We start from the raw sequence: 11,210 nt of genomic DNA on the forward strand, positions 1-11,210 counted from the left end.
GTACGCGGCCCGGCCGCGGGCCGCCGCGCCGGGGACCCGCCGGCCCGCTGCGCGGGCAGCGCCGGGGCACGTCCTGGGAGCAACGGGGAGCGCCGGGGAGCGGCGGGCGTCAGAGTTCGGCGAGGAGGGCCTTCTTCTTGCTGGTGAACTCCTCGTCGGTGAGCAGGCCGGCGGAGTGCAGTTCCCCCAGATGGCGGATGCGCTCGGCGATGTCGGCGGGGTCGGCACGCCCGTTGTGGCGGGCCTGCGGCGGCGCGGGCGACAGCTCGTCCGGAGCGGCGTTGCGCACCGCGTACAGCACGCTGGCGGCCAGCGGCAGCGACTCGTGCACCAGCCCGTAGCCGAGGCCGAAGACCACGGCCGCCGGGTCCTGGTCGGCCGGCCCCGGCTCCTCCGGTTTGTCCGGCTTGCCGTCCGGACCGCGCCGGATCAGCCGCAGATGGCCCCCGGCGATCTCCGGCGAGCGCCATTCCACCCCGGCCAGCTCGGCGATCGGAAAGGTCTGGTCGCCCGCCTTCCACTTGGCCGAGGAGGCGCCGGTCCAGAACCAGCGGAACGCCACGGCCGCACCGTCGAAGGTGACCTTGGCGTCGTACGCCTTGAACTGGAGCGGTGCGGCCGGCGCCGCCACCAGGAAGGCGGGGCAGGGGCCGTCGCCGTCCGCCCCCAGCGTGGAACCCAGCTCGGTGGCGTAGTACTCGGCCAGGGTGGCGCGCTCGGCCGGCAGCACCAGCCGGTAGGGGTCGGCCGCCTCGCGGAGCTGCCCCGCGGCGCACTCCACGAGCGGATCGGCACCCTTCCGGGGCACGGCACGCAGGACCACGGTCCCCCGCTTCGCCCCCGGTGCCAGTTCCACCGAGCTCAGCGCCTCGTACGGGATGCGGCGCTCCCCCAGCACCTGGAACAGCCTGGGTGTACGGAGCCCCCGTTCGAAGCGGATGAGCACGGAGTCGGTGTCGAACTCCCAGGAGGAGTGGATTCCGGCCAGCACATCACCCATAAGGCTCATCGTATGTGCCAACCGTGCCGTAGGGACGCTCCCCGTCCGGGAGGGGAACGGATGTGGCCGGTGGGGCGCCCCGCCCGGTGCCCGGAACGTGCCGGTCAGTACGGGGCGGAGGCGGCGGCCGCGGCCCGCCCGCCGGTGCCGTCCTCCCGGAAGCGGCAGTACGGCGCGTCGGTGAACCAGTCCAGCTCGTGCAGGCGGCCGGTGCCGATCCGGGCGAATCCCGCCAGGCTGTCCGTGCCCGGCTCGAAGTATCCGGCGTGGCCCTCGACCCGCCGGGAGCTGAGCGGCAGCGCCCCGAACTCGGGGCTGACCGGGTCGATGCCGTGGCCCAGGGGCCCCACCGACAGATTCGGCACATCGGCGATCCAGTCGTCCGGCGCGCGGGTGGCCCAGATCCGGGCCGGGGTGTCCAGCGCGGCGGCGCTGGAGGCCCGCATGCCGGGGCTGGCCACCGCCACGATGTCGGACACCCGCCCGGGCAGCTCCGCGGCGGCCACCCCGCAGACCACCGAGCCGTAGGAGTGGCAGACCAGCGTCACCGGGGCATCGCCGGGCAGCCCGGCCAGCAGGCCGGTCAGCCGCTCCGCGCCGGCCTCGGCCAGCTCCGCGGTGGCCGCCGCCACGCTCATCCCGTTCGGCGTCACGTAGTCGGCCCAGGCGATGACCGCGGTGCGCACCTCGGGCGCCACCTTCCGCTGCTCCCGGTGGAGCGCGGCGGCCATGCCCACCGGCGCCGAGTACTTCAGCCGGGTGCGCTCGAAGTTCAGCAGGTCGTTGTCGACACCCGGGACGATCACCGTGATCCGCTGGGCCCGGTCGAGATCGCCCAGCACCTCGGCGGCCCGGCCCCGGCCGTCGGGGTCGAAGGCCAGGATCTGGCGGCGCGGCGTGCGCAGCGACTCGTAGCGGTTGGCGCGGCGGTTCACGGCGCGCCGGCCGGCCTGGGTGAGCCGCTTGTTCTCCAGCCGGGCGCGTTCCCCGGCCTCGGCCTCGCCGAGGGCGAACCGGTTGGCGGTGTAGCGCAGCTGGAGCGGGGCTCCGTTGAGATTGCCGACCACCAGCGGATAGTCGCGGGCCAGGGCGAGCTGCTGGAACGCGCTGAGCCCGGTGAAGAAGCCGGAGATCTCTTCCGCCGGGGCTCCGGGGTCGGGGAGCGCGGCACCCGCGACCGCCTCCTGCCGCCACTCGGCGAGCTGCACCGAGTAGGCGTCGGGCGGGGGTGATTCGCCGCGGGCGACCCAGCCGGAGGTGACGAGGACCGCGAAGACCACTGCCAGTTGGAGCAGCACGCGGCGTACGGCGGTCGTCACGCGACCGCCGGCGGGAGGGGCGGGAGAAAGGGATGGTGCATGCACTAGTCCCGCATCATAGGCGGGACCTGCGCGGAAACCGGTATCCGGCGGGGCGTGGGTCAGCCGGTGCGGGGGGCGGGGGGCGGGGGCGGTGCCGGGCCCCTCCCGTGACCTGCGCCGCTGTCCGCGGCTGCCATCGAGTGTGACGTTTCCGACATTTCGGCGATGCGGGCCCGCAGGGTCCGCACCTCGGCGGTGAGTTCGGCCACGGCCGAGGTCAGTTCCTCGGTGGTGCGGTCCTCGCGCTCGAAGCGGGCGATGAACCAGGCGGCGATGTTGGCGGTGACCACGCCGAGCAGCGCGATGCCGCCGAGCATCAGGCCGACGGCGAGCAGCTTGCCCATGCCGGTGACCGGTGCGGTGTCGCCGTAGCCGACGGTGGTCATGGTGACGAACGCCCACCACACCGCATCGCCCAGGGTCTCGATGGTGGAGCCCTCGACGCCGCGTTCCACTTCGAGCACGGCGAGTGAGCCGAACATCAGCAGGCCGCCGCAGCAGCCGGCGACATAGGTGGTCAGCCGGATCTGCGAGGCCATCCTGGCGCGTTCGCCGACCAGCAGCAGCGCGGAGACCAGACGCAGCAGCTGGAGCGGGCGCAGCAGCGGCAGCAGCACGGCGGCGAGGGCGAAGGGGTGGCGCCGGACGAACGCCCACCGGTCCCGGGAGAGAACCAGCCGCACCACGTAGTCGCCCGCGAAGGCCGCCCAGACCAGCCAGTTGATCAGTTGGCAGAGCACGGTCACGGTCCGTGGCGGATCGGTGACCATGATGGGGACGGCGTAGGCGATGCCGAACAGCACGGCCAGGGAGAGCAGCGGGATCTCGGTGCGCCGCTCCCAGCGGGTCCGGACCGGCTCGGCGGGCGGTGTCTCGCGCCGCTGCCCCGCGGCGGCGGGCTCCGGTGCGCCCGTCCCGGGCGTCGGCTCGGACACGGCGGATTCCGGCACAGCAGACATGCCCCGCATGCTACGGCCCCCCGGCCGTGGGGACCGCGGGACGGGGGACTTCAGCGCCGGAGGAGTGCCCGGGCGATGGCCGCCTGCTCCGGCTCCAGTGCGGCGGCCCCCGCCTCGATGTCCCACAGGGCGTTCTGCAGCACCCGGCACAGCGTCCACCGGGCGGCCCGCTGCCGGTCCAGCCCGGTGATCCCGGTCATGAGGTCGAAACGGCGGCGGACGGCCGCCGAGGTGCCCGCGGCACCGGCGATGCCCTCCCAGCGATTGCGGAGCGCGGGCAGCAGCCCGGGTGCCGGGGAGGACGGTCCGGTGCGGTGGTGGCCCGGACGGCGGAAGGGGCCGGCGGGCCACCGACGCAGTGCGGTGGCCTCCGCCGGCCCCTTGCGGAGCCGTGGGCGGGCGGCTAGGCGTCGCCGCCCATGGTGCCGGGGTCGGCCGCGGTGACGTCGAGGATCTGGTAGCGGTCGATGGCCTGCTTCAGCACCGAGCGGTCGACCTTGCCCTCGCGGGCCAGCTCGGTCAGCACGCCCACCACGATCGACTCGGCGTCGATGTGGAAGAAGCGCCGGGCCGCGCCCCGGGTGTCGGCGAAGCCGAAGCCGTCCGCGCCCAGCGACTGGTACGTCCCCGGTACCCAGCGGGCGATCTGGTCCGGCACCGAGCGCATCCAGTCGGATACGGCCAGCACCGGGCCCTGCGCGTCCTGGAGCTTGCGGGTCACGTAGGCGACCTGCTGCTCCTCCTCCGGGTGGAGCAGGTTGTGCTCCTCGGCCGCGACCGCGTCCCGCCGCAGCTCGTTCCAGGAGGTCGCGGACCACACATCGGCCCGCACGTTCCAGTCCTCGGCCAGGATGCGCTGGGCGGTGAGTGCCCAGGGCACGGCCACGCCGGAGGCCAGGATCTGGGCCGGGATCTCGCCCGCCTCGCCCTGCCGGAAGCGGTACAGGCCCTTGAGGATGCCCTCGACGTCCACGTTCTCCGGCTCGGCCGGGTGGTGGATCGGCTCGTTGTAGACGGTCAGGTAGTAGAAGACGTCCTCGGCGTTCTCGCCGTACATGCGGCGCAGGCCGTCCCGCACGATGTGCGCGATCTCGAAGCCGAAGGCCGGGTCGTAGGCGATGCAGGCCGGGTTGGTGGAGGCCAGCAGCTGGGAGTGGCCGTCCGCGTGCTGGGTGCCCTCACCGGTGAGCGTGGTCCGCCCGGCGGTCGCGCCCAGCACGAAGCCGCGCGCCATCTGGTCGGCCATCTGCCAGAACTGGTCGCCGGTCCGCTGGAAGCCGAACATCGAATAGAAGACGTACACCGGGATCAGCGGCTCGCCGTGCGTGGCGTACGACGACCCGGCCGCGATCAGCGAGGCCGTGCAGCCCGCCTCGCTGATGCCGTCGTGCAGCATCTGCCCGGTCGGGGTCTCCTTGTACGACAGCAGCAGGTCCCGGTCCACCGACTCGTAGGTCTGCCCCAGCGGGTTGTAGATCTTGGCGGTCGGGAAGAGGGAGTCCATGCCGAAGGTGCGGTACTCGTCCGGCGCGATCGGCACGAACCGCTTGCCGATCTCCTTGTCCCGCATCAGGTCCTTCAGCAGCCGCACGAACGCCATGGTGGTGGCGATCTGCTGCTGCCCGGAGCCCTTCTTCAGCGCCGCGTAGGTCTTCTCGCCCGGCAGGTTCAGCGGCTTGGACCGGTCCACCCGGGTCGGCACATAGCCGCCCAGGCTCTTGCGCCGGTCGTGCATGTACTGGATCTCCTCCGAGTCCCGCCCCGGGTGGTAGTACGGCGGCAGGCCGGATTCGAGCTCCTTGTCCGGGATGGGCAGGTGCAGCCGGTCGCGGAACCGCTTGAGGTCGTCCACGGTCAGCTTCTTCATCTGGTGCGTGGCGTTGCGGCCCTCGAAGTTGGGCCCCAGCGTCCAGCCCTTGATGGTCTGCGCCAGGATCACCGTCGGCTGGCCCTGGTGCTCGGTGGCCGCCTTGTAGGCCGCGTAGATCTTGCGGTGGTCGTGACCGCCGCGCCCCAGGTGCAGGAGCTGGTCGTCGGTCATGTTCTCGACCATGCTGCGCAGCCGCTGGTCGTCGCCGAAGAAGTGCTGCCGGATGTAGGCGCCGGTCTCCGTGGCGTAGGTCTGGAACTGGCCGTCGGGGGTGGTGTTCAGCTTGTTGACCAGCACGCCGTCCCGGTCCTGGGCCAGCAGCGGGTCCCAGGAGCGGTCCCAGACCAGCTTGATCACGTTCCAGCCGGCGCCGCGGAAGACCGACTCCAGCTCCTGGATGATCTTGCCGTTGCCCCGTACCGGCCCGTCGAGCCGCTGGAGGTTGCAGTTGACCACGAAGGTGAGGTTGTCCAGGCCCTCCCGGGCGGCCAGGGTGAGCTGTCCCAGCGACTCCGGCTCGTCCATCTCGCCGTCGCCCAGGAACGCCCACACCCGCGAGTTCGAGGTGTCGGCGATGCCCCGGGCCTGCAGATAGCGGTTCATCCGCGCCTGGTAGATGGCGCCGATCGGGCCCAGGCCCATGGAGACCGTGGGGAACTCCCAGAAGTCCGGCATCATCCGCGGGTGCGGGTAGCTGGACAGACCGTGCGGGGCGCGCGACTTCTCCTGCCGGAACCCGTCCAGATGGGTCTCGGACAGCCGGTCGAGCAGGAAGGCGCGGGCATAGACGCCCGGCGAGGCGTGGCCCTGGAAGAAGATCTGGTCGCCGCCGTCGCCCGCGTCCTTGCCCCGGAAGAAGTGGTTGAAGCCGACGTCGTAGAGGGAGGCGGAGGAGGCGAAGGTGGCGATGTGGCCGCCGACCCCGATGCCGGGGCGCTGCGCGCGCGACACCATGACCGCCGCGTTCCACCTGGTCGCGTTGAGGATCTTGCGCTCGATCTCCTCATTGCCGGGGAAGAACGGCTCGTCCTTGGTCGCGATGGTGTTGACGTAATCCGTGCTGCGCATCTCGGGCACGGCCACCCGCTTCTCGCGGGCCCGCTCGATGAGGCGGAGCATCAGGTAGCGGGCCCGTTCCCGGCCTCGCTCGTCGACCACGCCGTCGAGCGAGTCGAGCCATTCCTGGGTCTCCTCGGGATCGAAATCCGGGACCTGGCTGGGAAGGCCGCCAATGATGATCGGGTTGCGATCTGATCCGGAAGCCACGCTGTTCCTTCGCTGTTAGATGTTGCTCTGCAGGTGTCGCGCCGCCTTCCATCGTGTACCTCTGGAAGCGAAACGTCATCTCTACTGGGCGGTAATACCCACGGAGTGAGACGGCGCCCCCTGCGGCGGGCGCTGGCCGCCGTGCGGGATGGCGGCAGCCAACCCGCAACCCTACGCCCACCGGGTGCCGCCCCGGCCCGCCGCCCGGCCGTACCGTGTGGCGGAGATCACGCTTCGTCTGGTGCAATGCAGAGCGGAGCGGGCGATGCGGTGGGATGTGAACCGCAACGTCAACGTTTGGGCGGGCTCACGCGCCAGGTACTTGCGAGAATCAGCCCGCCCGTGTGGACTACGGCTCAATGTCCGCGCGGACGCGCGGGTAACCGGCCGGTTCCCCCTCCCGGGGGAGCACGGCCGCCAGGCAATCGACAGGAGCAGGAGGCCATCGGTGAGCGCGACCGCGGACCACGCGGAGGAGCGGACCAACCCCGCCGCAAAGCTGGGTTTCGAGCCCGGACAGGTGGTCCAGGAGATCGGCTACGACGACGACGCCGAGCAGGAGCTCCGCGAGGCCATCCAGGCCGTGATCGGCCAGGACCTCGTGGACGAGGACTATGACGACGTGCCGGACGTCGTGCTGCTGTGGTTCCGCCAGGACGACGGTGATCTCACCGACGCGCTGGTGGACGCCACCGGTCTGGTCGACGAAGGGGCGCCCATCTGGCTGATGACCCCCAAGACCGGGCGTGACGGGCACATCGAGCCCAGTGACATCGGCGAGGCCGCCAAGACCGCCGGTCTGGCCCAGACCAAGACCATCAACGCCGGCAAGGACTGGTCCGGCAGCCGGCTGGTCACGCCCAAGACCGCGGGACGGAAGTAGCCGCCCGCCCCCTGCCGGCTGCCCGGCAGTCCCGGCCCGGGCCGGCCGTCCCTCCCGGCCCGGGACCCTTCCGCCGTGTCCGGCGGCACCGGGGCCCGGCCGCCCGGCCGGAGCGCCGCCCTACACTGTGCGGCGTCCGGCCCGTCCGCCCCGGTCCTGGAGGGATCGCGCATGGCCAGCAGCACCAGCACGGGAATCGCGCCCGGCAGTCCGGCGCCGGGTTTCGCGCTCCGCAGCCAGCACGGCGAGACCATCGGCCTTGCCGACTTCCGCGGTGAGAAGAACGTCGTCCTGGTCTTCTTCCCGTTCGCCTTCACCGGCATCTGCACCGGTGAGCTGAGTGCGCTGCGCGACGAACTGCCGCGGTTCCTCAACGACGACACCCAGCTGCTCGCCGTCTCCAACGACACCCCCTTCGCCCTGCGGGTCTTCGCCGACCAGGAGCGGCTGGAGTACCCGCTGCTCTCCGACTTCTGGCCGCACGGCGAGGTCTCCCGGGCCTACGGGGTGTTCGACGAGGCCAAGGGCTGCGCGCTGCGCGGCACCTTCGTCATCGACAAGCGGGGCACCGTGCGCTGGAGCGTGGTCCGCGGCATGCCCGATGCGCGCGATCCCGAGGAGTACCTGGCGGCCCTGGAACGCCTCTGACCCGTGCCCCGGTGGCCCCGCCCGGCTCCGGCGGCCGGTGCGGAACCCCCGGCCCCTTTCCGCCGTTCAGCCGACGTATGCCCTGGGCAGATGGGACAGTGGGCTGCGGCGCCGCCGGGCTGCCGCGGCGAGCGGCCGGGCCCGGGGGCGCGGCACGAGGTGGAACCGGAAGCGAACTCTCTCCTGGAGGATCGGTGGCAGTCAGCCTCAGCAAGGGCGGCAACGTTTCCCTGACCAAGGAAGCGCCGAATCTCACGGCGGTCACCGTGGGGCTGGGCTGGGAGGCCCGTGCCACCACGGGCGCGGCCTTCGACCTGGACGCCAGCGCCCTGCTGCTCAACGCCGGCGGCAAGGTCATCAGTGACCAGCACTTCGTCTTCTTCAACAACCTCAAGAGCCCCGACGGCACCGTGGAGCACATGGGGGACGAGCTGGTCGGCTCCCTCGGCGAGGACGCCGGGGACGAGGAGGAGATCAAGGTCGCGCTGGCCGAGGTCGGCCAGGAGGTGGAGCGGATCGTCTTCCCGGTCTCCATCTACGACGCGGAGACCCGGGGGCAGAACTTCGGCCAGGTCCGCAACGCCTACATCCGCATCGTCAACCAGGCGGACGGCGTCGAGCTGGCCCGCTACGACCTGAGCGAGGACGCCTCCTCCGAGACCGCCATGGTCTTCGGCGAGCTCTACCGGCACCGCGGCGAGTGGAAGTTCCGCGCCATCGGCCAGGGCTATGCCTCCGGACTGCGCNCTACCGGCACCGCGGCGAGTGGAAGTTCCGCGCCATCGGCCAGGGCTATGCCTCCGGACTGCGCGGGATCGCCCTGGATTACGGTGTCAATGTCTGATGCAGTCTGAGAGAGACTGATCGCAGACTGATCGAGGTGTGGGAAGTTGGCGACGCTGAGGCAGTCTGATGCCGTGATCTTCGAGCAGGAGACGGGAACACCGTGATTCTGAGAACCTTCGGCTGGTCCTTCGCCGTGACCGGTATCGGGATGGCCGCCGCCTACTTCTTCTGGGGCTGGCAGGGCTTCGCCGCCGTGGCGATCCTCTCCATCCTGGAAATCTCGCTGTCCTTCGACAACGCGGTGGTGAACGCCGGCATCCTGAAGCGGATGAGCCCGTTCTGGCAGCGGATCTTCCTCACCATCGGCATCCTGATCGCGGTCTTCGGGATGCGGCTGGTCTTCCCCGTCGCCATCGTCGCCGTCACCGCGGGCGTCGGTCCGATCGAGGCGATCGAGCTCGCACTGGACGATCCGGACCAGTACGAGCAGATGGTGACCGACGCCCACCCGTCGATCGCGGCCTTCGGCGGCATGTTCCTGCTGATGATCTTCCTCAACTTCATCTTCCAGGAACGGCACATCACCTGGCTGGGCTGGCTGGAGCGCCCGCTGGCCAAGCTCGGCAAGATCGACTCCTTCGCGGTGGGCGTGGCCATGGCCGCCCTGCTGACCTCGGCCGTGGTCATGGCACCGCACGCCCATCAGCATGGCGACACCTATGCCGACAAGACCTCCACCGTGCTGCTCGCCGGACTCGCCGGCATCCTCACCCACCTGGTGGTCGCCGGCCTCTCCGGCTACTTCGAGAACCGGCTGGAGGAGGAAGAGGAACGCGCCGAGGAGGCCGAGGAGGCCGCCCTGCGGGCCGGCCGGCAGCCCTCCACGCTGGTGGTGACCGGCAAGGCCGCCTTCTTCCTCTTCCTCTACCTGGAAGTGCTGGACGCCTCCTTCTCCTTCGACGGAGTGATCGGCGCCTTCGCCATCACCAACCACATCTTCTGGATGGCCCTGGGGCTCGGCATCGGCGCCATGTACGTGCGGTCGCTCACCATCTACCTGGTGCGCGAGGGCACCCTCGACGAGTACCGCTACCTGGAGCACGGCGCGCACTACGCGATCGGCGCGCTGGCCGTGATGCTGCTCCTCACCATCCGCTGGCCGCTGCCGGAGGAGGTCACCGGCCTGCTCGGGGTCGGCCTGATCGCCGCCGCCTTCTGGACCTCGGTCCGGCACAACCGGCGGGACCGCCGGGCCGAGGAGGCCGAAGACCGGCCAGTTGTCACCTCCGGGGTGTGAGCGGCCCCGCAGCGCGGAAACCTCACAGCGGGGCAGGCCGGCGAAAGCCGGGCCTGCCCCGCCAGGCGTGGGCGCGGGCCGATACCGCCGGTGACGGCGGGACAGCGCACCGCCCACACCTCGCGCGTCACCGGACAACGGCAGCGCACGACAGCAGCACACGGCAACGGCACACGGCAACGGGCATCGGGAAGCGAACGGGCAAGGGGCGGCACGATGGGTTCCCTGTTGGATTACTGGCGGCGCACCCGCACGCCGGTGCAGAAGTTCGACACGGTCGGCGGCGCGTCCAGCTACGCGATGGAACTGACCCGGCGCACTCCGCAGGTCTCGCTCACCAGACACGGCGGGACCTCCGGCACCCTGCGGGTCACCCTCACCTGGCGGATGCGGACCTCGGACATGATGGGGCCGCAGGTCAAGGGCGGCAGCCGCAGCCTGCGGCAGGCGCTGCGCAACCCGCTGGAACTGTTCAAGCCGGCCGAGGTGGTCGGCCACACCCAGGGCGTGTCCTCGGTCGACTTCGACCTGGCCTGCCTGTACGAGCTCAAGGACGGCAGCCGGGGCGCCCTCCAGCCGCTGGGCGGCCTGCACGGCGACTTCAACGAGCCGCCGTACATCAAGCTCACCGGTGACGACCGCTTCGGCACCGCCTCCGGCGAGACCGTCTACATCAACCTCGACCACGCCGACGACATCGCGCGGGTCCTGATCTACGTCTACATCAAGGACGGCTCGCCGGCCTTCGCCCGGGCCGACGCGATCATCAGCGTGGTGACCCCCAACGGCCTCAACATCGAGGTCGGGCTGACCGACCCCAACCCGCAGGCGCGGGCCTGCTCGGTGGCGATGATCGAGCACGACCGGGGCGAGCTGGTGGTCCGCCGCGAGGTGCGGTACGTCTACGGCTTCCAGTCCGAGATCGACCGTCTCTTCGGCTGGGGCCTGAGCTGGGGCCGCACCCGCACCACCGGCTGACCGGCGCCGCGTGCCGCTCAGCCGGAGGACCGGGGCAGGAACTGCGGGCCCTGGGGCGGCAGGGTGAACGCCGGATCGGGCTGCGGGACGGGCGTCGGGTCGCGCGGCGGTGGCGGCGGGTAGCCCGCCGTCGGCCGCGGCGGCGCGGGGCGGCGGGCCGGG

General features: G+C 71.5%; 10 protein-coding genes and 1 pseudogene. 6 read left to right on the forward strand and 5 right to left on the reverse strand.

Features of this window, described 5'->3' with window-relative positions:
• Positions 1 to 109: 109 nt before the first annotated feature.
• The 5 genes from GQS09_RS23355 to aceE all read right to left on the reverse strand — a co-directional run bounded on the left by GQS09_RS23355 (position 110) and on the right by aceE (position 6,456).
• The gene (locus GQS09_RS23355) at positions 110 to 1,000 is read right to left on the reverse strand and encodes a DUF4429 domain-containing protein (protein WP_165989402.1); all 891 of its coding nucleotides are present in this window, start codon (positions 998 to 1,000) and stop codon (positions 110 to 112) included.
• A gap of 104 nt (positions 1,001 to 1,104) precedes the next feature.
• Positions 1,105 to 2,319: an alpha/beta hydrolase gene (locus GQS09_RS23360; protein WP_165989404.1), complete on the reverse strand. Its 1,215-nt coding sequence runs from the start codon at positions 2,317 to 2,319 to the stop codon at positions 1,105 to 1,107.
• A gap of 101 nt (positions 2,320 to 2,420) precedes the next feature.
• On the reverse strand, positions 2,421 to 3,320 hold the full coding sequence (locus GQS09_RS23365; RefSeq protein WP_165989406.1) for a potassium channel family protein: 900 nt from the start codon (positions 3,318 to 3,320) through the stop codon (positions 2,421 to 2,423).
• 50 nt (positions 3,321 to 3,370) lie between these two features.
• The gene (locus GQS09_RS29865) at positions 3,371 to 3,520 is read right to left on the reverse strand and encodes a hypothetical protein (RefSeq protein ID WP_399552587.1); all 150 of its coding nucleotides are present in this window, start codon (positions 3,518 to 3,520) and stop codon (positions 3,371 to 3,373) included.
• Positions 3,521 to 3,723: 203 nt separating this feature from the next.
• Positions 3,724 to 6,456, reverse strand: a complete 2,733-nt coding sequence (aceE, locus tag GQS09_RS23375) for a pyruvate dehydrogenase (acetyl-transferring), homodimeric type (protein WP_165989409.1) — start codon at positions 6,454 to 6,456, stop codon at positions 3,724 to 3,726.
• 448 nt (positions 6,457 to 6,904) lie between these two features.
• Here aceE and GQS09_RS23380 point away from each other — a divergent pair, with 448 nt between their 5' ends.
• The 6 genes and pseudogenes from GQS09_RS23380 to GQS09_RS23400 all read left to right on the forward strand — a co-directional run bounded on the left by GQS09_RS23380 (position 6,905) and on the right by GQS09_RS23400 (position 11,048).
• The gene (locus tag GQS09_RS23380) at positions 6,905 to 7,339 is read left to right on the forward strand and encodes a DUF3052 domain-containing protein (protein WP_165989411.1); all 435 of its coding nucleotides are present in this window, start codon (positions 6,905 to 6,907) and stop codon (positions 7,337 to 7,339) included.
• 171 nt (positions 7,340 to 7,510) lie between these two features.
• Positions 7,511 to 7,987 carry a peroxiredoxin gene (locus GQS09_RS23385; protein WP_165989413.1) on the forward strand — a complete coding sequence of 159 codons (477 nt, stop codon included), beginning with the start codon at positions 7,511 to 7,513 and terminating at the stop codon, positions 7,985 to 7,987.
• 194 nt (positions 7,988 to 8,181) lie between these two features.
• Positions 8,182 to 8,733, forward strand: a pseudogene (locus GQS09_RS29870) (TerD family protein); the annotation flags it as partial.
• Positions 8,688 to 8,831 (forward strand): TerD family protein, encoded by a 144-nt coding sequence (locus GQS09_RS31060; RefSeq protein WP_399552588.1) that lies wholly within the window; start codon positions 8,688 to 8,690, stop codon positions 8,829 to 8,831. The pseudogene GQS09_RS29870 and the gene GQS09_RS31060, both read left to right, overlap by 46 nt.
• A 102-nt stretch (positions 8,832 to 8,933) precedes the next feature.
• A complete protein-coding gene (locus tag GQS09_RS23395) occupies positions 8,934 to 10,070 on the forward strand; it encodes a DUF475 domain-containing protein (protein ID WP_165989415.1) in 1,137 nt (378 codons plus the stop codon).
• A gap of 216 nt (positions 10,071 to 10,286) precedes the next feature.
• A complete protein-coding gene (locus GQS09_RS23400) occupies positions 10,287 to 11,048 on the forward strand; it encodes a Tellurium resistance (protein WP_165989417.1) in 762 nt (253 codons plus the stop codon).
• Positions 11,049 to 11,210 lie beyond the last annotated feature (162 nt).

It is taken from the genome of Streptomyces sp. YIM 98790, assembly GCF_011421595.1.
Lineage (GTDB): Bacteria > Actinomycetota > Actinomycetes > Streptomycetales > Streptomycetaceae > Streptomyces.

Coding starts and splice junctions, on each gene's coding strand:
- GQS09_RS23355 (WP_165989402.1), bottom strand. CDS start 1,000: ATGGGTGATGTGCTGGCCGGAATCCACTCCTCCTGGGAGTTCGACACC.
- GQS09_RS23365 (WP_165989406.1), bottom strand. CDS start 3,320: ATGTCTGCTGTGCCGGAATCCGCCGTGTCCGAGCCGACGCCCGGGACG.
- GQS09_RS29865 (WP_399552587.1), bottom strand. CDS start 3,520: ATGACCGGGATCACCGGGCTGGACCGGCAGCGGGCCGCCCGGTGGACG.
- GQS09_RS23385 (WP_165989413.1), top strand. CDS start 7,511: ATGGCCAGCAGCACCAGCACGGGAATCGCGCCCGGCAGTCCGGCGCCG.
- GQS09_RS23400 (WP_165989417.1), top strand. CDS start 10,287: ATGGGTTCCCTGTTGGATTACTGGCGGCGCACCCGCACGCCGGTGCAG.